The 23,589-nt window shown below is 31.4% G+C and carries 24 protein-coding genes and 1 other RNA gene; 3 read left to right on the plus strand and 22 right to left on the minus strand.

Annotated features, from left to right (window positions below):
• Nucleotide 1: 1 nt before the first annotated feature.
• From LQ609_RS03010 to LQ609_RS03035, 6 genes are all read right to left on the minus strand, one after another.
• Entirely contained in the window at nt 2-595 is a 594-nt protein-coding gene (locus LQ609_RS03010) for a histidine phosphatase family protein (RefSeq protein WP_078357741.1), read from the minus strand.
• Nucleotides 596-759: 164 nt separating this feature from the next.
• Nucleotides 760-1,731 (minus strand): thermonuclease family protein, encoded by a 972-nt coding sequence (locus tag LQ609_RS03015; RefSeq protein WP_238418528.1) that lies wholly within the window; start codon nt 1,729-1,731, stop codon nt 760-762.
• Between the two features lie 152 nt (nt 1,732-1,883).
• Nucleotides 1,884-2,042 (minus strand): hypothetical protein, encoded by a 159-nt coding sequence (locus LQ609_RS03020; protein WP_157946484.1) that lies wholly within the window; start codon nt 2,040-2,042, stop codon nt 1,884-1,886.
• A 15-nt stretch (nt 2,043-2,057) separates the two neighbouring features.
• Nucleotides 2,058-2,450: a hypothetical protein gene (locus LQ609_RS03025; protein WP_239734298.1), complete on the minus strand. Its 393-nt coding sequence runs from the start codon at nt 2,448-2,450 to the stop codon at nt 2,058-2,060.
• Nucleotides 2,451-2,537: 87 nt separating this feature from the next.
• Nucleotides 2,538-3,185 carry an SdpI family protein gene (locus tag LQ609_RS03030; RefSeq protein WP_239734299.1) on the minus strand — a complete coding sequence of 216 codons (648 nt, stop codon included), beginning with the start codon at nt 3,183-3,185 and terminating at the stop codon, nt 2,538-2,540.
• 17 nt (nt 3,186-3,202) lie between these two features.
• Entirely contained in the window at nt 3,203-3,457 is a 255-nt protein-coding gene (locus tag LQ609_RS03035; RefSeq protein WP_239734300.1) for an autorepressor SdpR family transcription factor, read from the minus strand.
• 491 nt (nt 3,458-3,948) lie between these two features.
• Here LQ609_RS03035 and LQ609_RS03040 point away from each other — a divergent pair, with 491 nt between their 5' ends.
• On the plus strand, nt 3,949-5,253 hold the full coding sequence (locus LQ609_RS03040; protein WP_239734301.1) for a TrkH family potassium uptake protein: 1,305 nt from the start codon (nt 3,949-3,951) through the stop codon (nt 5,251-5,253).
• A gap of 74 nt (nt 5,254-5,327) precedes the next feature.
• Here the strand turns inward: LQ609_RS03040 and LQ609_RS03045 are convergent, their stop codons facing one another.
• Nucleotides 5,328-6,008, minus strand: coding sequence for a hypothetical protein (locus LQ609_RS03045; protein WP_239734302.1), 681 nt, complete (start codon nt 6,006-6,008; stop codon nt 5,328-5,330).
• Between the two features lie 197 nt (nt 6,009-6,205).
• Nucleotides 6,206-6,856, minus strand: coding sequence for a hypothetical protein (locus tag LQ609_RS03050; RefSeq protein ID WP_239734303.1), 651 nt, complete (start codon nt 6,854-6,856; stop codon nt 6,206-6,208).
• A gap of 1,374 nt (nt 6,857-8,230) precedes the next feature.
• Between LQ609_RS03050 and LQ609_RS03055 the strand changes: the two genes are divergently transcribed.
• Entirely contained in the window at nt 8,231-8,653 is a 423-nt protein-coding gene (locus LQ609_RS03055) for a GNAT family N-acetyltransferase (protein WP_338125662.1), read from the plus strand.
• A 191-nt stretch (nt 8,654-8,844) separates the two neighbouring features.
• On the opposite strand, the gene LQ609_RS03060 is transcribed toward LQ609_RS03055, so the two are convergent.
• Complete coding sequence (locus LQ609_RS03060) at nt 8,845-9,960, minus strand: DUF4352 domain-containing protein (RefSeq protein WP_239734305.1); 1,116 nt, start codon at nt 9,958-9,960, stop codon at nt 8,845-8,847.
• 455 nt (nt 9,961-10,415) lie between these two features.
• Between LQ609_RS03060 and LQ609_RS03065 the strand changes: the two genes are divergently transcribed.
• Entirely contained in the window at nt 10,416-10,946 is a 531-nt protein-coding gene (locus LQ609_RS03065; protein ID WP_239734306.1) for a GrpB family protein, read from the plus strand.
• 5 nt (nt 10,947-10,951) lie between these two features.
• Here LQ609_RS03065 and fosB read toward each other — a convergent pair whose 3' ends face one another.
• From fosB to LQ609_RS03130, 13 genes are all read right to left on the minus strand, one after another.
• Nucleotides 10,952-11,371: a FosB/FosD family fosfomycin resistance bacillithiol transferase gene (fosB, locus tag LQ609_RS03070; protein WP_239734307.1), complete on the minus strand. Its 420-nt coding sequence runs from the start codon at nt 11,369-11,371 to the stop codon at nt 10,952-10,954.
• A gap of 7 nt (nt 11,372-11,378) precedes the next feature.
• Nucleotides 11,379-11,774, minus strand: a complete 396-nt coding sequence (locus LQ609_RS03075; protein WP_239734308.1) for a VOC family protein — start codon at nt 11,772-11,774, stop codon at nt 11,379-11,381.
• 121 nt (nt 11,775-11,895) lie between these two features.
• A complete protein-coding gene (locus tag LQ609_RS03080; protein ID WP_239734309.1) occupies nt 11,896-12,189 on the minus strand; it encodes an antibiotic biosynthesis monooxygenase family protein in 294 nt (97 codons plus the stop codon).
• Nucleotides 12,190-12,436: 247 nt separating this feature from the next.
• Nucleotides 12,437-12,794, minus strand: a transfer-messenger RNA (tmRNA) gene (gene ssrA / locus LQ609_RS03085).
• Nucleotides 12,795-12,872: 78 nt separating this feature from the next.
• A complete protein-coding gene (smpB, locus tag LQ609_RS03090) occupies nt 12,873-13,340 on the minus strand; it encodes an SsrA-binding protein SmpB (protein ID WP_078358599.1) in 468 nt (155 codons plus the stop codon).
• 10 nt (nt 13,341-13,350) lie between these two features.
• Nucleotides 13,351-15,690 (minus strand): ribonuclease R, encoded by a 2,340-nt coding sequence (gene rnr, locus LQ609_RS03095; RefSeq protein ID WP_119634271.1) that lies wholly within the window; start codon nt 15,688-15,690, stop codon nt 13,351-13,353.
• A 34-nt stretch (nt 15,691-15,724) separates the two neighbouring features.
• Nucleotides 15,725-16,465, minus strand: coding sequence for an alpha/beta hydrolase (locus LQ609_RS03100; protein ID WP_078357417.1), 741 nt, complete (start codon nt 16,463-16,465; stop codon nt 15,725-15,727).
• Nucleotides 16,466-16,554: 89 nt separating this feature from the next.
• A complete protein-coding gene (gene secG, locus LQ609_RS03105; RefSeq protein WP_078357416.1) occupies nt 16,555-16,788 on the minus strand; it encodes a preprotein translocase subunit SecG in 234 nt (77 codons plus the stop codon).
• 69 nt (nt 16,789-16,857) lie between these two features.
• Nucleotides 16,858-18,201 carry a 3-phosphoshikimate 1-carboxyvinyltransferase gene (gene aroA, locus LQ609_RS03110; RefSeq protein WP_239734310.1) on the minus strand — a complete coding sequence of 448 codons (1,344 nt, stop codon included), beginning with the start codon at nt 18,199-18,201 and terminating at the stop codon, nt 16,858-16,860.
• 468 nt (nt 18,202-18,669) lie between these two features.
• Complete coding sequence (eno, locus tag LQ609_RS03115) at nt 18,670-19,974, minus strand: phosphopyruvate hydratase (RefSeq protein WP_078357414.1); 1,305 nt, start codon at nt 19,972-19,974, stop codon at nt 18,670-18,672.
• A gap of 32 nt (nt 19,975-20,006) precedes the next feature.
• Nucleotides 20,007-21,539 carry a 2,3-bisphosphoglycerate-independent phosphoglycerate mutase gene (gene gpmI / locus LQ609_RS03120; protein WP_078357413.1) on the minus strand — a complete coding sequence of 511 codons (1,533 nt, stop codon included), beginning with the start codon at nt 21,537-21,539 and terminating at the stop codon, nt 20,007-20,009.
• The gene (gene tpiA / locus LQ609_RS03125; RefSeq protein ID WP_208144071.1) at nt 21,539-22,300 is read right to left on the minus strand and encodes a triose-phosphate isomerase; all 762 of its coding nucleotides are present in this window, start codon (nt 22,298-22,300) and stop codon (nt 21,539-21,541) included. The genes gpmI and tpiA overlap by 1 nt, the downstream gene beginning before the upstream one ends.
• Nucleotides 22,301-22,322: 22 nt before the next feature.
• Nucleotides 22,323-23,513, minus strand: a complete 1,191-nt coding sequence (locus LQ609_RS03130) for a phosphoglycerate kinase (RefSeq protein ID WP_107508974.1) — start codon at nt 23,511-23,513, stop codon at nt 22,323-22,325.
• Between the last annotated feature and the right edge of the window lie 76 nt (nt 23,514-23,589).

Consider the following 23,589-nt stretch of genomic DNA (forward strand, 5'->3'; position numbering starts at 1 on the left):
CCTAGATTTCACCTATTCGATTATATTGAGATAAATGATTTATTTTATTATATTCAAGAATCTCTACTTTCTCATCAGTCATTTCAAGTGATGTAATCCCACCATTTGTAAGTTTAATCTTCCCTGTACCAATTTCTCCATGAGAATAATGATACAAGATCGCATTAATAAGCGCTCCATGAGATACAATAAGTACGTTTTTATTTCTATATTTATTTTGTACTATATCTAACCCTTTAGAGAATCGTGTTTTAAAACTATATTCTTCTTCTTGATTTGGATAAACGCGATCAGGATATAATTTTAAACGTTCGTCTAACGTCATACCTTCAGCATCACCGAAAGATAATTCTATAAACTCTTCCATTACAATTAAATCTACATTAACCTTCTCTTGAACAATTTTCGCTGTATCTTGCGCCCTTTTTAATGGACTCGTTACAATGTAATCTATATTTAAATTCGTTAAAAATTCACTACTCTCTTTAGCTTGACGAACACCATTAGAATTAAGCGGAATATCAGTCCTACCTTGAATCCTCCCCATTACATTCCAGTCCGTTTCACCGTGTCTTAAAAAATATAAATTTGTCATAATCATGACCTCTCTATAAAATGATTTAAAATCAATTGTACCATTTATAAAATGACAGTTCACGAAATAACATGAACTCAAAATAGTTAATACATATAATACCAATACAATGATAAGAGCCTGAGATAATAAATTTATCTCAGACTCTTGAGGGTGTTTATTTATTAACTTGCTTCACATGCAAAGTTATCGCTGTCTCTATCATGTTTCGAGTCGTATGCTGGATGTGTGCTTGGTACGCCGTTTGGATATACTTTTCTAAGTGCTGTACAGTTTGGATAAGATTCACTACCACTATTACTTTCTACACTTGGTGTTTCCGTCGTTGTCTCAGGTTCGCTTTGAACATCTGATGTACTTGATGTTGATTGTTCAGAAGAATGATCTTCTTCAAACGCACTTCCAAGACTCCAAACACCTAATTTTTGTTCTTTAGCTATTTCTTGTGCACTTTCTAACTGATTTAAATAACGTGTACTAGGTGGATAAACATATGCTACTTTTGCTAAACCTTCTTTAACTAATATTTCATTAACCATTTCGCCATCAACATATATGTATGCTAAATATCGTTGATACTTATCTTGCTCGCCACCTACATCAAATTCGACTTCAATTTTATTTGCATTAGTGAGTAATTCTTTCGTTCTATCTGAAGCTTCTTGCCCAAAAGGTTGTTTCCCGATTCGAGGATGCTTCGTTTCAGGTGTATCAATTAACAAAAATCTAAATGATTCTTTGCTGCCATTATAAATAAACTTAGCCGTATCCCCATCAACTGTTGATGCAAGCTCAACTGGTATTCTATCAGTTGTACCTGGCGTATATGACTTTTGTTCTTCTTTCTTTATATCAGTAGAAGTACTTTCAGTTTGTTCTACTTCAACTTTCTCTTCTGAACTTTCTACTGTTTCCTCTTCTTTAACTTGTTCTTTCTTATCTGATTCATTTTTCTCTTCAGATTTTTTCACTTTATCTTCAAGACGTTTATTTGTTTCTTCTAATTTTTTCTGTTCACTTTTTAACTTTTCATTTTCTTTACTAACTTGGTCATTTTCCGTATTATCTTCACTGCAACCACCTATGATAATCATCACGATAATAATACTTACAAACCATAACAAACCCTTTTTCATTATTTTCTCTCCTAATTAAGTCATCATTATTTTAATAATACCAAATTTTCCAGAAATTAATATTAATATTTTAAAATATCGCTTAATTTAATAAAAAAAGGATTATATTTACAATCTATGTGCAAAAAAATAAAAACACCTTTACGATGTTTTTAATCAAATATTTTAAAAAGTAATTTTATAGCCCATCCAAACATCCTTGGAATAATAAAAACTGCACCTTTAATCAAATCCCAAATTATAAAGAATCCTTCAAAAAAATCCCAAAAACTAAAATTGTTCTCTTTATTCTTCTTATATTTTTTTCTCATAAATACCTCCACAGATTAGATAATCATTCTAGTAAAAATAAATTCAATTACAAATTTCAGCCCTCTTAACACTTGAACAAAAACAATTATCATCGTAACTAAAAAGAAAATTAATGAAGGTATACCCACTTTCATCCCTTTATTCCAATTTTTGATTGAAGCAATAAGAAATAAAGATATCAGTGATAAATAGGACATGCCAAGACCAATTGTGGTACCTGCTTTATTCTGATGTCTAAATTTACCCATTAAAGAATCATAAAAAACATCTCTAACCCCTAAATTTGAAGTATATATATCAAAACTAACACCAAGTATTACTAACAAAGCATTAAATATAACAACAATCCCAATAAATACACGAACCATTCGATCACCCTTTATATTATCAAATTTATGTAATAACAATTATAAAACAATAGTATTATAATTGTGCAATAAGGGCAACCTGCTGTAGCAAGTTGCCCTTATATCCACCCACTATGTAATTGATTGTTAATTCTTTACAGTATTTTGATATGTGTACCATGAATAGAGAAATGGTACAAGAATAAGTATAACTACTAAAGTAATTGTAATAGCTGAGGTGATAATATTGAGTAGACCAAATATAAACATAAGTAAACCTACTACTATATAAACGATAGCAGTAAAACGATGTGTTTTCTTCCACACAAATTCACTTGCCTTAGTCCACTTGTTTTTTATACCTAGAGTATTGTTTTTAGGTATTTTAGGTAAATAGTTACCAATAATAATTAATAGCAGTCCTATAAGTACAGGTACCACAAAATTAGCAGAAATATTGTAACCTAAACCATTAAAAATAATAATTAATGAAATCACATACATAATACCTTGTGCACTAGTATTCAGCAGATCATTCAAAGAAGCCATATTTGAGAATTTATTTTGTTCTTTATCTTTAAATATTTTTAAATTCGTTACAACATAACAAAAAATCATAATAGTAATCATCACGATACATGCAACAAATCGATTAGCAGACCAATTCACCTCACCATTTGCACTATATTGCATAGGTATAGAAGTTGGTAAAAATGGCAATGCAATTATCCAAGTAATTATCGTAAGACCAATGATGTATAAATTGAATTTCGTTTGTTTTAATATCTCTTTCATTCCAAAATTCCTCTCTTTTACTTTTTAAACTGAATCACCCATTTAATTACTTCATCAAAAACAGATAAATTCAAATGATAATAAATGTACTTTCCTTGTCTTTCAGAATAAATTAAGTCATTCAGTCTAAGTATTTTTAGATGCTGAGATACGCTCGGTTGACTCATATCAAAATGACTTGAAATATCACTTGCAGTCATTTTAGTATCCTTTAACATCTCCAATATTTCTCTTCTAGTTTCATCCGACAAAGCTTTAAAAATATCTTTCATAAACCACACCTTTTTCTTGTGAAATCATTTAATCATTTAAGTAATTACTTAAATGATATAATAAAAAAATAACACTGTCAATAATGGTTTGTAATCGTTATGCTTATAATACTTATGATAAAATATTAATAATAAATAAATTTGAAATATTTAGAAGAAACAATCGGAGGAAATATGTACTTATTATGTGGCATTATAATAACCATAGTAGGATTGCTAGTAATAATATGGGAAGGAAAAAGTATTTTTAACATTTTTCTATTTTCGTTTGGTGTACTATTAACCCTATTTGCTATATTAAAATTTTTAAGTGAACTGTTTTTCAGATGAAAAAATATAAGTTTTCAACAAATATAATAAGTAAGAAAATCTCTCAACCGTAATGATTGAGAGATTTTTTGTTTGATCGAATTAATAATTTCAACTTTATAATTGCCTTTCTTGTTATATAGGATTAATATCAATTTATCTCATATAAAAGGTGATATAACATGAACACTATATCTAAATTAACGATACTTTATCTTACACTCTTTTTGACTACAACAATTGTTGGCTCCATATTGCTTTATTTACCGATAACAGGAAGAAAATCTATCCACTTTATAGATGCTTTCTTTGTTGCTACAAGTGCTTTTACAGTAACCGGCCTTTCAACAGTGGATATACCTAGCCAATTCAATGATTTAGGTTATCTAGTTATCTTATTATTAATACAAATAGGCGGCTTAGGTATTGTTACATTAACCATTTTTATATTGATTTTAACAAGAAAAAATATCTCTTTTAAAAACAGAGAATTATTATTATATACATGGAGCGAGGATAATGATTCTGGTCTCTTAAAAATAACGATGCGATTAGTCATTTTTAGTTTAATAGTAGAATTAATTGGTGCAATCATATTATCCGCAGTATTTATCCCTGACCACGGCATAGCAAAAGGTGGATTCATTAGCATATTCACATCAATTTCATCATTTAATAATGCAGGATTCTCACTATTTTCTAAAAGTCTGATTCCATATAGCGATAATTTAATAGTAAACGTTATCGTTCCATTGTTAATCATCATAGGAGGTATTGGATATATCGTTATATTAGATTTATGGCAATCAAAAAGAATAACTAAATTAAAATTACATTCAAAAATCGTGCTAACTACTACAGGAATATTAATTATTATCGGGTCCCTATCATTTTGGTTATTAGAATTAAATAATACATTAAAAAACGATAACTGGATTGTACAAATATATAAATCAGTATTTCAATCCGTTTCAACACGAACAGCTGGTTTTAATACTGTAGATATTGGACAATTACATGATTCCACCCTTTTAATATTCGATATGTTGATGTTCATAGGTGCAGGTCCCATGAGTACAGGTGGCGGAATAAAAGTCACGACCTTTACAATCATATTAGTATATATATACTCACAATTAAAAAGCCAAAAACATCCTCATATATTTAAGAAAAGTATTATCAACGAACAAATTAATAAAGCAATCACAATTGGCTTTTTATCAAGTATTTTAGTATTAATCACAACATTTATCATATCGATTCAAAACCCAAAATTCAGCATGTCACAAATATTATTTGAAACAATATCAGCATTCGGTACAGTCGGACTATCAACAGGCATTACAGCAGATTTAACAACAATATCTAAAATCGTACTAATCCTTTTAATGATAATAGGTAAAATAGGTATTCTGATCATTATGGCTATATTTATCCATCCCAAAAAAGAAAGATATTATTATTCAACAGAGAAGGTTCATTTGTAGAATAATTAGTTGAAAATGCGATTACTATATATTCACCAATATAGTCAAAAAACCTCACGCTAAGTGAGGTTTTTTTATTCTTCAATTCCATCTTCATCAAATTTACTAACCATACCATACTCGTTCACAATGTAAGAACCCGCAAGTTCACCATCTTTAGTATAGTAAGCAAATCCCCAACTACCATCATCTCTATGCTCAGGTTCTTTAAATGTGTAAGAATCAGTATCCAAAGTTTCACCTTCGTAATCCTCAACAAAATCCATAACATTCGATCTATCAACTATTTCATCAGAAGGTTGATTATCATCAGGTAATTCATCGTAAATAGATTTTTCTTCACCACTTTCCACTCTTAACGAACTTTCATATGCAGCACTTGCAGGTCCCTCTAATACATTTCCTTGTGGTATAACATCATTACTCACTGCGCTATTGTATGCAATAACTTTTTGTTCTTCAGTGTAGTCACCATATAATATTTTAACTAACGTATCTCTATCAGTAACATTTTTATAATTCAAATTTTTATTTTCTTCTTCTGACGACTGTTGTTCATCAGTCGTAACTTCTTCTGTTGATTGTTCTTCAGTATTAGATGCCGACTTATTAGCATTTTCTTTTTTATAATCTTCCTTTTGCTTGTTATCTTGCTTATTCTCTTCATTATTATCATTAGATGAACTATCTTCTTTCTGACCACATGCCGCTAGCACTAACATTGATGAAAAGAATAAAACAATTAATTTTTTCATTCATTTTCTCCCTTAAATGTATTTAACATGATTAATTTGATTATAAACTAATCGAACTCTATAAGTACACATTAATTTACATTATACACTATAGTTTGATAATGACTTGTTTCTCTGATGAGGCAATACTGGGGCAAAAAATAAAAAGCCCTCAACCACAAGGATTGAGAGCTATATAACAATTCACCTTTCTTGCATTAATCAACTACCAATACACCATCCTCAATGTCTACATACACTGGATTTATTAACGATGAATCTTCACTAATTTTTTCTAGCGTTTCTAACATATGATCTTCTAATAAATCCTTTTCGTTTTCTTTAAATAAAAACACTTTATCATTAACTTTGACTATTTTATATTCTTTTAAAGTATCTACATAATTATATAATTGATTAAACAGCTTTGAATCATGTAATGTAATATCATTTTCCTGAATTTTTATTTCTCTTTCTCCAGAATGAAGTCGTTCTTCTTTTGATTTCCATAAATCGAATTTATGAGTTAAATTAGATAAGTCTTGATTATTATGAATTAATGTTAAGATTTTGGCTCTTCTCATATTTTCGATTTCTTGTTCAGAAAAACTAATATCTTTTTTACTTACCTCTTCTAATAGTTTATCTTTTCTGTATGTGTAGTCACCATACACATCACTAAAAACTGGACCTTTTTTATAAGCTTTTAACTTATATAAATCATAATTTTGGTTGGTTTCTCTATTAAACATTTCAGAAAAAAATAAAAATTTCTGGATTTGCAGTGAGGACATATCGTTTATACTATTTTCGTCTTCTAACCATTTTATTTTTTCTAATTTATTGTCCTTCGACCAAATAACATCCATAGTGATTCCCTCCTCAATAACATATCTTATTTACTAAGATATACTACCAAATGCAACAATTAGTTACCTATAGTTACATCTATTTCTAATATATTATAACATTTGGTTTATTAAGTTAATAAGATTTTCAACTTAAATTCACCTACTTTCAGCACTGTCATTTGAATATATTTCTCTCCATAGTCTTTCACTCCAACTTTATATACATAATAGCCAAATCAAAGGTAAATCAATGAAATTTATTATGATTAGACAACGAATATAAATTATGGTAATTTTATAGTATAAAAGGACGATGCACTTACATGCATCGCCCTCACGAGCCCGTTAAAAAGACGGTAGCTTTGTTGATAGAATTATAAAAAATAACCATCAAAACCTGCTAAAGTTAGAGATGGTTATTTTTTATGGTCATTTTTACTAATTAGCACTATACCAATGATTGAAATGACAACCATTAATATCTCATAATCAGTCAATGTTGCACCTTTCTTGGAGCTCAACCATATTTCATAAGCATCACCCCATTGTCATGAGATTAGCCACCATTTATCCAACTTGCTCACTTTAATATTTTATCTACATTACCAATTTTTGTCTAATAGCGAAAAGCTTAAATATTCACTTGATTCTATGCATATTTTCAATTTTTATAACAACTGATTAGATATTCTTTATAAAAGTTATAGTTAAATGCATTTATCGTCACAATTATCTCAATAGACAACATCTATGAATTATGGTAATTTTATAATATAAAAGGGCGATGCACTTACATGCCTCGCCCTCACGAGCCCGTTAAAAAGACGGTGACTTTATTGAATAGTTATTAAATAACCATCGAACTCTGTCAAAGTTAGAGATGGTTATTTTTTATGGTCATTTTTACTAATTAGCACTATACCAATGATTGAAATGACAATCATTAATATCTCATAATCAGTCAATGTTGCACCTTTCTTGGAGCTCAACCATATTTCATAAGCATCACCCCATTGTCATGAGATTAGCCACCATTTATCCAACTTGCTCACTTTAATATTTTATCTACATAACCAATTTTTGTCTATTAGCGAAAGCTTAAATATTCACTTGATTCTATGCATATTTTCAATTTTTATAACAACTGATTAGATATTCATTATAAAAGTTATAGTTAACTGCATATATCGTCACAATTATCTCAATAGACAACATCTATGAATTATGGTAATTTTTTATGGTCATTTTTAATATCCTTTTTACACTATATCCCAACAGCTTATTCGTTTTTATATTTTTTGTGAAATAAACATGGATTGTATTGTAGTTATAAAATAAGCTAAACTAAATATAGGTTTTTAATAAAGGAGGTTAATTATACACTTTAGAAAAATAAATACTGAAGATTATAATGATTGTGCTAAAAATTTAGTTTCAGCATATGCAGGTCCACCTTGGCATAATAAATGGACTGATCAAGAAGCATTACTTAGAATTGAAGCGACAATGAGTGGTTTTAATTCAAGAGGATATGTTATCGAAAACGAGGATACAATAATAGCAATGTGTATAGGTCGTATTGACTATTATTTTAATAACTTTAATCAATTTTTTATTGATGAATTTAATGTTATACCTAATCAACAAGGATTTGGCATCGGAAAACAACTCATGAATTTTATTATAGATGAGATGAAGCAAGAAAAAATAAATAAAATTTTTCTTATTACTGGTGGAGAATCAGCATCTAAATTTTATGCTAAAAATAAGTTTGAAATAACAAATGATGGTTTTATGATGGAACTTGATTTGTAAAAAAATTGATATTATCTTTGAGTTTAAAATTTAATCACTTGTATCATAACAAAAAAACAGCCCACCAATTATGTAGTGAATATTGATATTTAAGCAAAAATAAATAAGACACCCATCCAGATTATAAAGAGTTTGGAAGGTGTCTTATTTTTATATTTATAAACCTTTTTAATTATAATATTAATATGTAACTATTCTTCATCTAAAGCCTTCATTTTTTCTTCGAATTCTGCATCTTCTTTTGCTTGGCGCTCTTCTTCTTTACGCATTTCTTCTTCATATGCTGCATCTTCTATCGATTGGCGTTCTTCTTCTTTACGCATTTCTTCTTCATATGCTGCATCTTCTATCGATTGGCGTTCTTCTTCTTTACGCATTTCTTCTTCATATGCTGCATCTTCTTCTGCTTGTTCTTTTTCATATGCTGCGTCTTCTTTTGCTTGACGTTCTTCTTCTTTACGCATTTCTTCTTCATACTCAGCGTCTATTTTTTCTTGTTCTTTCAAAAAATCCTCATATTCTTTATCTGCTTCATCGCCTAATCGGTCATATTCTTTCTCAATTCTCTCTAATAAGTCATTATACTCTTTATTTGTAACACCACGACTTACACGATTCATTTTTTCTCCTTCTGTTAAAGAATTATATTCATCGACTAAATAATTGTACTCCTCAGCAGTATAAGGATAATCCTCACTATCATCTTCTGTTTCCTTCATTTCATTTGTTGTTTCATTTGTACTTGTACTTGAATTTGTATTACTATTCCCTTTAATATCAGATTTCCTAATTTCCCATTTACCACGTACCGTATCGAATAAAGGCACAAAATCCATCTCTAGCGTATATCTTTGAGAATCTGGAACATCATAATATATATACCCTGTACCTATATTCCCTTTATTTAATAAATGAGAGAATCCTGCATGATTATCATCTGTTCCAAACCACTCTTGAAAGTTTTCTTGTTTCGATTTCATCGTAAATGCAGAATTATCAACTAGAACTTGGTCATCATTATGATTTTTAAATTTAAATGAAACTTTAAGCGCTTGTCCATTTTCAGGAGCACTATATTCATCATAATCATTATTAAATTCAACTTTGGTTACTATTATATCAACACCGTCTGCATCAACAACTTCTCCCACTTTAAATGTCTTCATTTGCTCATTTGCCTTACGTTTACTGTGTGTTGATTTATGCTTTTTGTTATCATTCGACTCAGCTTTTCTTTCAATGTTCGAACTATTGCAACCTACTAAAAATAATCCCGCCACCATTATTAACAACATAATTTTTTTCAATTTTCTATCCTCCATTTATGATAATTAAACATATCATATCACAAAAGTAGTAAAATGATAGTACAAAATTAAATTGCTCTTAACTTTTTACTAGTTATTTTATATTTTAAAAAAAGAGAGTGCTGTAATCACCCTCTCTTTCATTACTTTTGTTGTGAAGATGTTGTAGGTCACGTTGTTTGAATTGATTTTGCTGGCTATCATTACCGACTTTAGGTTGTTCTAATGTTGGCTGTTGTATAGTTCGCTCTTCAGTTATTACTTCTTCATTCTAAAAATCTCTTTTTATATGTGTCTTAGACATTCATCATTCATTTAAATTATTCCTAATAATCTTATAAAAGTAATTTTATTACTTTTTGATAAATAATCTACAGCTTATTTAAACTATAAACTAGAATATTTATTTAGTGTAATGGTACTATAATTAAATATATTGAGGAGTTGAACAATCTATGAAAATCACGATTGAACCACATAATTCAAATTTGGCTAACATTTACGCTAAAGAAGCTAACAAGATTAGCCAAATTTTTGGCAAAGACTTAGTTGATATTTACCATATTGGTAGCACAGCTATTCCGGGTATAAAGGCTAAACCTATTATCGATATTTTGCCTGTTGTTAAAGATATAAACAAAGTTGACCAGTATAATTCATACTTTGAGAACATTGATTATGAAGTGCTTGGTGAATTTGGTATTAAAAACAGAAGATACTTTACAAAAAGTGATAAAGTTACAAAAGAAAGGCTTTTTCATGTTCATACATTCGATATTTATAATCAGTTCGATATAAATAGACATCTCGCATTCAAAGCATACTTAATTGAACATCCAGATGTCGCAAAACAATATTCCAATTTAAAAGAAGCATTATTTGTTAAATTTAATGGTGATAAAGAAAACTACATAAACGGTAAAGATTCATTTATCTTATTTAAATCATTTTCTTCAAATAACCTTGCTTCAATTGTCATAATATAACCTCCTTACATATAAAATTTCATATGTGGCTTTTCTTCTTTATAATAGTCTAACCTATCTTTTAATGTACCTGTATGTAATTCTAATTTGTGACCGTCTGGATCAGTGAAGTATATTGATTGTTTATCTCTTACATCTCTATTATGTCCTTCTAATATATTAACGTTGTTATATTTTAACCACTGATACCATTCATCAAATTCACTTTCACCAATTGTAAATGCCATATGTGTATATGAGTATTGAATTTCATTTCTAGGTATATCTTTTTCTTCATTAAGCGCTAACCACAGGCCACCTATAGTGAAATAAGCTGTTTTATCACTCTCTACTAAAATTTTAGCTTTCAAAATATCTTTATAAAAAACAATAGATTGATTAATATCTGATACAGAATAGGTAACGTGATTTATAGATTGAATCATGAAATATTCACTCCTCACTAACGATTTCTAGCTTAATTCTATTTGGGTCTTCGAAGTAAACAGCATAATGATTTTTACCGCCAGCATATGGGTGTTTATCTTCATACAAAATATTCATGCCGTTCTCTAATAAAATATTACTTATATAATCTACTTTATTTCTATTTGAAACACTGAAAGCTATGTGATTTAATCCTATTCTTTTTCTATGGTAACCATATTTTTTATACTCTTCTTCGGCTTCTACAAAAACAATATAAGTTTTATCTAATTTAAAACTAAAACCATTTTCCCAATCTTGGTATAGCTTATAACCTAACTCAGGTAATAACCATTCATAAAAATTTCGAGTTTTATTTATATCTTCTACATATATTTCTATATGATGCATAGCACCATTCATTACAACCACCCACTATTTTAAAAAATTTATCTTAGTTTGATTTACTGAATATTCGTATAATTTAATTTATACTAGTTCCAAAACCATAAAAATTTTTAGTACAAATAATCTATTAAATCTCTTAAATTTCTATTTTGTAAAAATGTTCAACTATTGGAAAAGGTTCATAATAATGATGCAATAAAGACTTCCACTTTTTATATTCCTCAGAATCACGAAAGCCTATTGTATGATCTTCTAATGTTTCCCATTCTACCAATAACAAATACTTATTTTCTTCTTCAAAACACTTATTTAACGAATGATTTCTATAGCCTTTCATGGAACTAATAATACTAGATGCCTCTCTGAAAGATTCTTCGAACTCAGGTTCCATATTCTTTTTAACTTGTAACATCGCTCCTTCAAGTATCAATACAAACTCTCCTCTCAAATTATATTTTTTAATTTTAACATAAAAAAGCTGTAATATTTCTATGAAATAAAAACTATAATTAGTTCATCAAAAATTCATACTACTGATTTAAAGTTCGTTTTATGATAATACGAAAATAGTCTAATAAAAATCCAAATAAACAATATCGATTATGTACAGCATTGATATTTGAAATAGGTATCAATTTAAAACAAAAAATGCTTAGCCGTTGTGGCTAAGCATTTTGATATGGAGACGGCGGGAGTTGAACCCGCGTCCAGAGATCCTGATACAAATGTTTCTACGTGTGTAGTCAAGTCTTTATTGTTTCGCGTTGTATCAGGGGGCTGACACCCTATTACAACGCTAGTTTGATTAATCTCTTCTCGTCAGACTTCAAACGGCAGTGACGAGCGTATCCTACTTAAAGTTGAATCACGTTAACAGCACATAGGCGATGCTGTTAGGTGATGCAGAGTGCTATTACGCAGCTACTGCTAAGTTTTGTTGTTTGCCAGTTATTATAACTGTTGTGTTGATGACGAAGACAACCCTCCGACACGCTTCATAAGCTCGGGGACCCCTGTCGAATCCGTAACGTCCCCTCAATAAGAAATATACTTCTTTTTAGCAGAAGTATATTTAATCTTAACAATTTTTTATTGATTTATCAATAAAATTATTTAATATCTTTGTTTCATTGCTCTTTCAACGTCACGTTTTGCTTCTTTTTCTTTCAAAGCATGTCGTTTATCATAGTCACGCTTACCTTTTGCTACTCCTAAAAGCACTTTACAGTAACCGTGTTTAATGTAGAGCTTAAGTGGTATTAATGCATACCCTTTTTCTCTTGTAATACCAAAGAGTTTATCGATTTCTTTTCTTTTTAAAAGTAATTTACGATTTCTCAATGGATCATGGTTAAATCTATTTCCTTCTTCGTACGGTGCAATATGCATGTTGTATACGTACATTTCTCCGTTGTAAACACGTGCGTATGAATCTTTTAAGTTTGCACTACCTCGGCGAATGGATTTGATTTCAGTACCTTGAAGGACAATTCCCGCTTCAACCGTATCTTCTATTGTATAATCATGGCTTGCTTTACGATTTTGCGCTAATGGTTTGCTTTGAACTTTTGGCACATCCATCACCTACTTTCTATTTTTTCTTGCCTCTTGCTTTATTTTTTACATTTTTAGCTTTGTAATAAGGCTTTTTGTCTTTGTTATCTTGTCTACCGCCTTGTTTACCTTTTGCTCTGCCTTTTTTATGATGATTAGGCTTGTCACCTTCTTTAGATGTAGTACGTTTTTTGGCTTTGATTGTTTTTTCTCTCGCCAATCGTTCTCTATTTTTTTCAGCTATTGGCATACCTACAACTTGGAAATCTATCATTCTTTCATCAACGTTAACGTTAATTACTTTAACTTCCACTTTGTCACCAATTCTAAATACTTTAGCTTGGCGTTCACCTATAATAGCCATGTTCTTCTCATCAAAATTATAATAGTCATCTGTTAAGTTAGAGATGTGTACCATACCTTCTATTGTGTTCTCTAATTCAACGAACATACCAAAGTTAGCAACAGAACTTATAATACCTGTGAATACTTCTCCTACATGTTGTATCATGTATTCTGATTTCTTCAAGTCGTCTGTATCGCGTTCTGCATCAATTGCTCTTCTTTCACGTTTAGATGTATGTTCAGCTATATTAGGTAACACTTCTTCCCAATGTCTAATATTTTTACTATTCATAGACTTATCGATTAAATATTTACGTATTAATCTATGGACGATTAAGTCAGGATATCTTCTAATTGGTGATGTGAAATGTGTATAATAATCAGCTGACAAACCAAAGTGTCCTAAATTATCTTCACTGTATCTAGCTTGTTGCATACTTCTTAACATTAATGTAGAAATAACCATTTCTTCTTTTTGGCCAGCAACTTCTTGAACAATTTTTTGTAATGTTGATGGATGAATATCTTCACTTGATCCTTTAACAGCAAGACCAAAATTAGCAATAAATTCAAAGAACTTATTTAATCTTTCTGCTTTAGGATTTTCATGGACACGATAGATAAATGGTACTTCAAGTTTACTAAAATGCTCAGCGATTGTTTCGTTAGCAGATAACATAAAGCTTTCGATTAATCTTTCAGCATCATTTCTTTCTCTTACTTTAATGTCAGTTGGTATACCATCTTCATCTACTAATACTTGTGCTTCTTTAATATCAAAATCAATTTCACCACGTCTTTTACGTTTAGCGATTAATTGTTGTGATAATTGTTGAGCTAAATCAAGCATTGGTGTAATTTCAGCATATTGATTTCGGATATCTTGATCTTCATTTTCAATAATAGAATTTACATCCGTATAAGTCATTCTATAATCAGAGTGGATCACACTTTCAAAAATATCATGACTTACCACTTCACCTTGTTGGTTAATTTCCATTCTACAGCTTAAAGTTAGTCTATCTTCATTAGGGTTTAATGAACATATACCATTACTCAATCTATGTGGAATCATTGGAATAACTCTATCTACAAGATAAACACTTGTTGCTCTATCGTAAGCTTCATTATCTAATTCACTATTTTCAGTCACATAATAACTGACGTCAGCAATACTAACCGTAAGCTCTGTTAAACCATTATCAAGCGCTTTAATAGATACAGCATCATCTAAGTCTTTAGCATCTGCACCATCAATTGTGATTGTCAGTTCGTCTCTTAAATCACGTCTATCTTTTATTTCATCAGGTTTAATTTGATCGGGTACATTTTTAGCTTCTGCAATAACACTATCAGGAAACTCAATATTGATACCATGTTGATAAATTATAGATAATATATCAACACCTGGATCATTTTTATGACCAAGAATCGCCTTCACATGCCCTTCAGGATTATGTGAACCATCAGCATATTCAGTTATTTCTACTAATACTTTATGACCTTCAATCGCACCAAGATTTTTACCTTTAGGAATAAAGATATCTTGAGTTATACGCTTATCATCTGGTAATACGAAGCCAAAATGCTTAGCTTCAGTATATGTACCTACTACTTGCGTAATATTACGAGTTGTAATTGCTTTAACTCTTCCTTCTATTTTACCTTTATGGTCACCACGAGATGGCACAACTTCTACTAATACTTCATCACCATCCATTGCTTTATTAATTTGGTTAGGTGGTATGAAAATATCCTCGATTGTATCATCTTCAGGTCTTAAAAATGCAAAACCTTTCTTATGTTGACTCAATGTACCTTTAACAAGATCTGATTTATCTCTTGTCTTCTTATATCTATCCGTCTTTGTTCTTTCTAGTTGACCCGTTTGTTCTAAATCAACTAGAACTTTAATTAATTCTTTAAATGAATCAGCATTATTGAGTCCCATTACGTCTTGAAATTCACTTACTGTCATTGGACTGTATTCTTTATCATTGATGATTTCTTCAACTTCTTCTCTTAGATTCATAGTGGGCCTCCTTTCTCGTTTATATTATGATGTCTTATTCGGACCAATCTAATGATTCTAAGAACTGATACACGTCTTCGAATACTTTTTCTTTTTCTTGTCCGATTGTTATAACATGACCAGATTCTTCATACCATTTAATATTTTTATCATCTGATGATGATTCATTGTAAATAATATTAGCTGAATCAGGATTAATCATTTCATCTTGTCTACCTTGAACGACAAATAAAGGATCAAACACTTCATCAACTTGATCTCTTACACCTTGAATTGTATCTTGCAATTCAGTCAAAGTATTTGTTGGATGAAAATGTTTCATTTCCTGTTCAATTTGTTCAGGTGTTTTTCCTTCATACTTCTTAAATTCTCTAGCGTATTCTAATACACCTTCAAACATTGTGCCTTCTGTTTTTATAAACATAGGGGAACACATTGTTATAATACCTTTTACATCTCTTTTTAAACTTAATTTTAAACTAAAAACGCCACCTAGTGAAAGTCCGGCTACTGCTATTTCAGTATAACCTTTTTCTTCCAAGAAATCATAGGCATCTAGACAATCTTTAAACCATACATATGGGCTTGATTCTAGTATCTCTTCGGGAGGTCTACCATGACCTTCATAGTGTGGTGCATATGATGTATATCCTTTTTTCTGTAAGTATCGTCCTAGTTGTCTAACATCTGATGAATTACCTGTGAATCCATGTAAAAGTAGAACTGCTCTCTTTCCTTCTTCAAAGAAGAAAGGTTTAGGTAATTGAATTCTCATGATCGACCTTCCTTTAACATAATCTAGTTCTATTGTATCGTTTTTTTACTTGTAAACAAACAAAAAAGTCCGACAAGACAGTCGGACCACTACATTTTAAAGTAAGTTATTGCTAACATTAATAAGAAAAATAAAATTGATAAAATAATTGTAACTCTGTGTAAAAATAAATCTACTCCACGTTGTTTTTGTTTTCCAAATAATTGTTCTGCTCCGCCACTAATTGCACCAGATAATCCAGTACTCTTACCTTCTTGAAGTAACACGACGGTAATCAATGCAATACAAACGATGATTAATAAGACGATTAAAAATGTATGCATGGACTCGGTCCTCCTGTCTATTATAACAGTAGAATTATAGCATATTTACATTATTCACTCAAGTTTTCGTTAATTATACTCAACTGAAATACCTAATGATTTTAACATTTCAAAATAAGTAGGACAAGTCTTAGAAACACATGATGGGTCTAGCAACTTAACTCCATCAATTTTAGTACCAACTAAACTTAGTGACATAGCTACTCGATGATCGTCAAATGTGTCTAAAGTCGCTGCTTCAATTTGACCTGGCGTGATAGTCCATCCATCTTGATGTTCAACTACATCGATACCTAATTTAGAAAGACTTTCAGTTAATGCTGAAACACGATTACATTCATGATGACGAATATGCTCAACTCCTGTAATCGTAATTGGACCATCAGCAAAAGCAGCTAACGTACCAATGGTTAAAGCTTGGTCAGAACATGCATTCATATCTATCGTTAAATGACCTTTTAATTGTTCAGGACCAGAAATCACGACGTAGTCAGAACCTTTTTCAACAGTTGCGCCCATTCTCTCAAGAATATCTACAACTTCTAAATCAGGTTGATGACTTTCCATGTTTAAATGATTAATTTTAATTGTTGATTTATTTAATGCAGCCAACGCCATAAAATAGCAAGCAGTTGATAAATCAGCTTCTAAAGGTAATGTAGCTGGTTGATATTGACCTTGTTCAACTTTCATATGTTTATAGTCATCTGAGACATCAACATTAATTCCAAATTGGTGCATCATCTCAATTGTTATATCAACGTAAGCACTTTGAACAATATTAGTAGTTAATTCTATTTCAGTTGGACGATTAAATAAAGGAGCAGCCATTAATAATCCACTAATAAATTGACTCGATTGGTTACCAGCAATTGAAACTTTTCCACCTGTTTGTGCTGTACCTTTTATAGTAATAGGTAATTGACCTTCTTCTTCAAGATATTTAACCTCTACTCCAAGTTGTTGTAATGCTTCATGAAGTGTTTGATGAGGTCTTACTGCTAATTGTTCAGTTGAAGTAACTGTAATTTCACTTTTTTCTTGTGTACCTAATATACCTGGTAAGAATCTCGCAGTAGTACCAGCAGAACCAATAAATATTTGCTGCTTATCTGGCAATTCTGCATGATTAATTCCTGTTATATGAATCTCATCTTCGATAAATTCGAAAGTAGCACCTAATTTTTTCAATGATTCCATACACCAATACGTATCATCACTTTTTAAGTATCCAGATAATTTTGAAGTGCCATTACTAAATCCTGCTAATATAAAAGCACGATTAGTTACACTTTTACTTCCTGGAATAATTACTTCTTTATTAAAAGATTGGTTGATAGGATGAAGTGTTAATGCTTCTACTCCATCTAAACTAGACCATGGTGATTTAGCACTTTTTAAATTAATAGTCATCTATGATCCTCCTAAAAAATTCATTGTCTCTATTATAGAACATTTTGATATGGAATGAAACGACAAAATGTTGCTGGTTTAAAGCGTTAAAGAATTTGTCGTGAGTTAATGTATTTTTGTGTAGTGAAGTAAGGATGAATTTATCATGTTGTGCGAGTCTTGATAAATTTGGGCGCTCTATTTATCATGTTTGCCATGTCTTGCAATATTCAGCCTCTCTATTTATCATGTTTGCCATGTCTTGCAATATTCACGCCTTCTATTTATCATGTTTGCCTCGTCTTGCAATATTCAGCCTCTCTATTTATCATGTTTGCCATGTCTTGCAATATTCAGCCTCTCTATTTATCATGTTTGCCATGTCTTGATAAGTTCACGGGCGACCTCACTTTATTTATTCAAAATAAAAAAGCACAAAAGGTGAGTCTACACCTTTTGTGCTCTTTATAAATCATTTTATATGCTCAATTATTTTGATAAGTTATAGAAAGCTTTGATTCCTTCAAATTTACCTGTTTCAAATAATTCGTCTTCGATACGTAATAATTGGTTGTATTTAGCAATACGGTCAGTTCTTGATAAAGAACCTGTTTTGATTTGACCAGCGTTTGTTGCTACTGCGATATCAGAAATTGTAGTATCTTCTGTTTCACCTGAACGGTGTGAGATTACTGCAGTGTAACCAGCTTTTTGAGCCATTTCGATTGCTTCGAATGTTTCTGTTAATGTACCGATTTGGTTAACTTTAATTAAGATTGAGTTACCGATACCTTTTTCGATACCTTCAGATAATTTTTCAGTGTTAGTAACGAATAAGTCGTCACCTACTAATTGTACACGGTCGCCGATACGTTCAGTAAGGATTTTCCATCCGTCCCAATCGTTTTCGTCCATACCATCTTCAATAGTGATAATTGGGTATTTGTTAACTAATTCTTCTAAGAAGTCTACTTGTTCTTCTGAAGAACGTTTAGCACCGTTTTCACCTTCAAATTTAGCGTAGTCATAAACGCCATTTTCGAAGAATTCTGAAGCTGCACAGTCAAATCCTAAGAATACATCTTTACCTGGCTCTAAACCAACAGCTTTAATAGCTTCTAATATTGTTTCAACGCCATCTTCAGTACCTTCAAATTTAGGAGCGAAACCACCTTCGTCACCTACTGCAGTTACTAATCCACGAGATTTTAAGATTTTAGCTAAGTTATGGAAGATTTCTGCTCCCCAACGTAAAGCTTCTTTAAATGTTGGAGCTCCAACTGGTAAAATCATGAATTCTTGGAATGCGATTGGTGCGTCTGAGTGAGAACCACCGTTTACAATGTTCATCATTGGAACTGGTAATTGAACACCATTGAATCCACCAAGATATTTATATAAAGGTTGTCCTAAGAAATCAGATGCAGCACGAGCTACAGCCATAGAAACACCAAGGATAGCATTAGCACCAAATTTAGCTTTGTTAGGTGTACCATCTAAAGCGATCATTAATTTATCGATAGAAACTTGTTCTAATACTGAGAATTCACCTTCAATAATTTCTGGTGCAATGATTTCGTTAACGTTTTCTACAGCTTTAAGAACACCTTTACCTAAATAACGTTCTTTGTCTCCGTCACGTAATTCTACTGCTTCGTATTCACCTGTTGAAGCTCCTGATGGTACTAATGCTCTACCAAAAGCCCCACTTTCAGTTAATACTTCTACTTCTACTGTTGGATTACCACGTGAATCTAAAACTTCGCGTGCATAAATATCTGTAATAATTGGCATAATTAAAACTCCTTTATAATGTTAATTGATTATTATTTAATTAATGTTTTTCCAGTCATATCTTCTGGTTGTTCTACTCCAAGTAAGTCTAGTAGTGTTGGTGCTAAGTCAGCAAGACGACCACCACTTCTAACTTCTACCCCTTCTTTTGTAACTATAACAGGAACAGGGTTTGTTGTATGAGTTGTCATAGGTGATTCACTATCTGTTAACACTTCATCAGAGTTACCATGGTCTGCTGTAATGATAGCTGTACCATTCATTGATAAAATCTTATCTACTACTTCACCTAAACATTCATCGACTGCTTCAATTGCTTTGATAGTAGGTTCAAGCATACCACTATGTCCTACCATATCAGGATTAGCAAAGTTTAAGATAATTAAATCTAAATCACCTTTATCTAATTCACCAATTAATGCATCTTTAACTTCGTAAGCACTCATTTCAGGTTTCAAGTCATAAGTTGCAACTTTTGGTGAGTCGATAAGAACGCGACGTTCACCTTTAAACTCTGAATGATTACCACCACTCATAAAGTATGTTACATGAGGGAATTTTTCAGTTTCTGCAATTCTAAGTTGGTTTAAGTTATGCTTTTCAGCAACTTCACCGATAGTATTTTTAATATCAACTGGTTTAAATGCAACTTCAGCGAATACATCGTCACTGTAGTTTGTGAATGTTACAAAGTATAAATCTTCTAGTTTACGTTTAAGTTCGAAACCTTCGAATTTCTCATTTGTATAAACTTGACTAAGTTGAGCCGCTCTATCAGGACGGAAGTTAAAGAATATCATTGAATCATGGCTGTTAACACCAGTGTTTTCAACATTTTTTTCTTCGTCTTTAACGATAAATGGCACGACGAATTCATCTGTTAAACCTTCTTTATAATTTGATTCTACACCTTCAATGGCAGTTTTGAAGACAGGACCTTCACCATTAGACATAGCATCATAAGCTTTTTCTTCACGATCCCAACGATTATCTCTGTCCATTGCATAATAACGACCAGAAATTGAAGCGAATTGACCGATACCTATTTCTTTAAATTTATCTTCTGTTTCTTCAATAAATTTAAGAGCAGATTTTTGATCAACGTCACGTCCATCAAGAAAACCGTGTACATATAATTTTTTAACGCCTTGTTTTTTCGCTAATTCTAAAAGTGCAAATAAATGTTTATAGTGGCTGTGTACACCGCCATCAGATAATAGACCCATTAAATGTAATGTAGAATCATTTTTAACGACATGGTTCATCGCTGCTTTTAATTCTTCAATTTCAAAGAAATCGCCATCTTCAATCGATTTATTTATTCTTGTTAAACTTTGGTATACGACTCTACCAGCACCAATATTTAAATGACCTACTTCAGAATTACCCATTTGTCCTTCTGGTAGACCAACATCTAAGCCACATGCAGATAATTCATTATGTGGATATTTGTTGTAATATCTATCAAAATTTGGTTTGTTGGCTTGTTTTACCGCATTACCATGCTCTTCTTCACGATTAGCAAAACCGTCAAGAATGATAAGCGCTGTTGGTTGTTTAGCCATTATTTAGCACCCTCTAATAATGCAACGAATGAATCAACTTTTAATGAAGCGCCGCCAACTAATGCGCCATCGATATCTGATTGAGCCATATATTCTTTAATATTTTCTGGTTTAACACTACCGCCGTATTGAACACGTAAAGCATCTGCTTCTTCTGGAGAGAAAGCTCCTGCTACAACGTTACGTACGTGTGCACACATTTGGTTTGCATCTTCTGAAGTAGAAGATTTACCAGTACCAATTGCCCAAATAGGTTCATAAGCGATTACTGTAGATTTTACTTGATCTTTAGAAAATCCTTTAAGTGCCGCTTCTACTTGACCGCCTACTACTGATTCAGCTTTACCAGCTTCTCTTTCTTCTAATGTTTCACCAACACAAATGATTGGTGTCATATTATGAGAAAATACTGCTAATGCTTTTTTATTAACATCTTCGTCAGTTTCACCGAAGTATTCACGACGTTCAGAATGTCCTAATACTACATATTTAACGCCTAAATCTTCAAGTGCTGCTGGAGAAGTTTCACCAGTGAATGCACCATTATCTTCAAAGTATGCATTTTGAGCACCAATTTGTAAGCCTTGTGCTACGCCTTCTTTAGTTAAATTAACAAGTGCATCTAATTGTAAAGTTGGTGCACAAATTACTGAATCTACCTCGTTAGTATCTGGTAATGCTGGTAGTTCATTAACAAAATCTTTTGCTTCTTGAACTGTTTTATTCATTTTCCAGTTACCTGCGATAATTGGTTTTCTCATGATATAAAAACTCCTTTTATGATTATTTTTCAGAAATAGCTACGATGCCAGGTAGTTCTTTACCTTCTAAGTATTCTAGAGAAGCTCCGCCACCTGTTGAAATGTGTGAAAAGTCATCAGCAAATCCTAAGTCCATAGCAGCTGCTGCAGAATCTCCACCACCGATAATTGTTGTTGCATTTTCTAAGCTAGCAATTGCTTTACATACACCAATTGTACCTTTAGCAAAGTTACTTAATTCAAACACACCCATAGGTCCGTTCCATACTACTGTGTTTGCACCTTCTAATGCTTCACTAAACAATTCAACTGATTTAGGACCGATATCCATTGATTCTTGATCAGCTGGAATTTCATCAGCAGAAACGACCGTAATTTCAGCGTCATTTGAAAATTCTTTCGCTACTTTACAATCTATTGGTAAGATAATTTTGTCGCCAGCACGTTCAAGTAATTCTTTAGCAAAATCAACTTTATCTTCTTCTAAAAGTGATAATCCTATTTCTTTACCTTGAGCTTTGAAGAATGTATAAGCCATTCCGCCACCGATAATAACTTTATCTGCAATAGTTAATAAGTTTTCAATTACACCAATTTTATCTGAAACTTTCGCTCCACCTAAAATTGCTACTAAAGGACGTTCTGGTTCACTTACAACGCCACCGATAAATTTGATTTCTTTATCCATTAAGAAACCAGATGCTGTTTCAATGTTAGATGCGATACCAACATTTGAAGCATGTTCACGGTGAGCTGTACCGAATGCATCATTAATGAACACGTCACCTAATGAAGCCCAATATTTACCTAACTCAGAATCATTTTTAGATTCTTTTTTACCATCAACATCTTCGAAACGTGTATTTTCAAATACTAATACATCGCCTTCAGCTAATGTATCGATAGCATTTTCTAATTTTTCTCCACGTGTTTCTGGTACAAATGTTACTTCTTTATTTAATAGTTCACTTAAGCGTTCTGCTACTGGTTTAAGTGATAATTCTTTTTTGTCTTCTTCAGTTTTCACTTTACCTAAATGTGAGAATAAAATTACTTTACCGCCTTGCTCGATAATGTATTTTATTGTAGGAAGCGCTTGAACGATTCTGTTGTCGTTTGTAATTGCACCATCTTTCATTGGTACATTAAAATCTGCTCTTACAAGTACTTTTTTACCTTTTAAATCTACGTCTTTAACATTCTTCTTTGACATGATTTGTCTTCCTCCTCTAGATAATAGAAAATACAACATGATTAAAAATAAGCGGAGAAGCGATGTGCTCCCCGCT

The sequence above is a fragment of the Mammaliicoccus sp. G-M28 genome, assembly GCF_022386595.1.
GTDB classification, from domain to species: Bacteria; Bacillota; Bacilli; order Staphylococcales; family Staphylococcaceae; genus Mammaliicoccus; species Mammaliicoccus fleurettii.

Excerpts from the sequence above, each read along its gene's own strand:
- LQ609_RS03010 (WP_078357741.1), bottom strand. The coding sequence starts at position 595 with ATGACAAATTTATATTTTTTAAGACACGGTGAAACGGACTGGAATGTA.
- LQ609_RS03015 (WP_238418528.1), bottom strand. The coding sequence starts at position 1,731 with ATGAAAAAGGGTTTGTTATGGTTTGTAAGTATTATTATCGTGATGATT.
- LQ609_RS03020 (WP_157946484.1), bottom strand. The coding sequence starts at position 2,042 with ATGAGAAAAAAATATAAGAAGAATAAAGAGAACAATTTTAGTTTTTGG.
- LQ609_RS03030 (WP_239734299.1), bottom strand. The coding sequence starts at position 3,185 with ATGAAAGAGATATTAAAACAAACGAAATTCAATTTATACATCATTGGT.
- LQ609_RS03035 (WP_239734300.1), bottom strand. The coding sequence starts at position 3,457 with ATGAAAGATATTTTTAAAGCTTTGTCGGATGAAACTAGAAGAGAAATA.
- LQ609_RS03040 (WP_239734301.1), top strand. The coding sequence starts at position 3,949 with ATGAACACTATATCTAAATTAACGATACTTTATCTTACACTCTTTTTG.
- LQ609_RS03045 (WP_239734302.1), bottom strand. The coding sequence starts at position 6,008 with ATGAAAAAATTAATTGTTTTATTCTTTTCATCAATGTTAGTGCTAGCG.
- LQ609_RS03050 (WP_239734303.1), bottom strand. The coding sequence starts at position 6,856 with ATGGATGTTATTTGGTCGAAGGACAATAAATTAGAAAAAATAAAATGG.
- LQ609_RS03065 (WP_239734306.1), top strand. The coding sequence starts at position 10,416 with ATGAAAATCACGATTGAACCACATAATTCAAATTTGGCTAACATTTAC.
- fosB (WP_239734307.1), bottom strand. The coding sequence starts at position 11,371 with ATGATTCAATCTATAAATCACGTTACCTATTCTGTATCAGATATTAAT.
- LQ609_RS03075 (WP_239734308.1), bottom strand. The coding sequence starts at position 11,774 with ATGAATGGTGCTATGCATCATATAGAAATATATGTAGAAGATATAAAT.
- smpB (WP_078358599.1), bottom strand. The coding sequence starts at position 13,340 with ATGGATGTGCCAAAAGTTCAAAGCAAACCATTAGCGCAAAATCGTAAA.
- rnr (WP_119634271.1), bottom strand. The coding sequence starts at position 15,690 with ATGAATCTAAGAGAAGAAGTTGAAGAAATCATCAATGATAAAGAATAC.
- LQ609_RS03100 (WP_078357417.1), bottom strand. The coding sequence starts at position 16,465 with ATGAGAATTCAATTACCTAAACCTTTCTTCTTTGAAGAAGGAAAGAGA.
- secG (WP_078357416.1), bottom strand. The coding sequence starts at position 16,788 with ATGCATACATTTTTAATCGTCTTATTAATCATCGTTTGTATTGCATTG.
- aroA (WP_239734310.1), bottom strand. The coding sequence starts at position 18,201 with ATGACTATTAATTTAAAAAGTGCTAAATCACCATGGTCTAGTTTAGAT.
- eno (WP_078357414.1), bottom strand. The coding sequence starts at position 19,974 with ATGCCAATTATTACAGATATTTATGCACGCGAAGTTTTAGATTCACGT.
- gpmI (WP_078357413.1), bottom strand. The coding sequence starts at position 21,539 with ATGGCTAAACAACCAACAGCGCTTATCATTCTTGACGGTTTTGCTAAT.
- tpiA (WP_208144071.1), bottom strand. The coding sequence starts at position 22,300 with ATGAGAAAACCAATTATCGCAGGTAACTGGAAAATGAATAAAACAGTT.
- LQ609_RS03130 (WP_107508974.1), bottom strand. The coding sequence starts at position 23,513 with ATGTCAAAGAAGAATGTTAAAGACGTAGATTTAAAAGGTAAAAAAGTA.